The 972-nt window shown below is 41.4% G+C and carries 1 protein-coding gene and 2 pseudogenes; all 3 read left to right on the forward strand.

The annotated features are described in order from the left end of the window. Positions 1-141, forward strand: a pseudogene (locus tag UC75_RS19575) (MFS transporter); the annotation flags it as partial. A gap of 47 nt (positions 142-188) precedes the next feature. Then, a complete protein-coding gene (locus UC75_RS01015; protein ID WP_000608703.1) occupies positions 189-857 on the forward strand; it encodes a 3-oxoacid CoA-transferase subunit A in 669 nt (222 codons plus the stop codon). Further along, positions 857-972: pseudogene (locus tag UC75_RS19580) on the forward strand (3-oxoadipate CoA-transferase); the annotation flags it as partial. The gene UC75_RS01015 and the pseudogene UC75_RS19580, both read left to right, overlap by 1 nt.

A 972-nucleotide genomic window follows, 5' to 3' on the forward strand; every position in this document is an offset into this window, starting at 1 on the left:
CCATTAACAATTGGTTTTCTATCACAAAATGGTTCTATTGGCTTAGGGCTTTTGGTGATGGCTGCGGCTTATTTTATCTGCGGGATAATTCCATTGTTATTTATTAAAGACCGACTATTTAACCCGCAAAAGGCAGAGTGACAGATCAATCTGTCACCTTAAATTAAGGATGAAAAGGGACAAGTGAGATGATAAATAAAATCACCAGTGACATTGAACCGATTTTAAAAGCTATTCCTGATGGCGCAACCATCATGACAGGCGGGTTTGGTGTGACGGGGCAACCTGCTGAATTAATTGAAGCCTTAATCGATTTAGGAAAAAAAGAACTGACCATTGTAAATAACAATGCGGCTTCTGGTGATCGTGGTTTAACAAATCTGATTATTGCGGGTTGCGTTAAAAAAATGATTTGTTCATTTCCAAAATCTGCGGGATCAACCGTTTTTCAAGACTTATATAGAGCGGGAAAAATTGAGTTGGAACTGGTTCCGCAAGGTAATTTGGCTTGTCGGATTCAGGCAGCAGGTGCGGGTTTAGGTGCTATTTTTACTCCGACTGGTTATGGCACCAAAGTTGCCGAGGGCAAAGAAACCCGAACCATTAACGGTAAAAACTATGTACTTGAATATCCACTTGAAGCTGACTTTGCACTGATTTATGCCGATAAAGCTGACCGCTGGGGCAATTTAACTTACCGCAAAGCAGCCCGCAATTTTGGTCCAATCATGGCAAAAGCCGCTAAGACCACGATTGTTCAAGTGAATGACACCGTAGAGCTAGGAACGCTTGACCCAGAGTGCATTATTACACCGGGAATTTTTGTTCAGCACGTTGTAAAAGTAGGAGATATCTAATGTCAGTTCAAAAGCGTTCTCGTGAAGATATTGCCAAACTCATTGCTAATGACATTCCGGAAGGTTCTTATGTCAATTTAGGGATTGGCTTGCCGACCAACGTTGCTAAATTTTT

The sequence above is a fragment of the Acinetobacter sp. V2 genome (assembly GCF_001188385.1).
GTDB lineage: Bacteria > Pseudomonadota > Gammaproteobacteria > Pseudomonadales > Moraxellaceae > Acinetobacter > Acinetobacter oleivorans.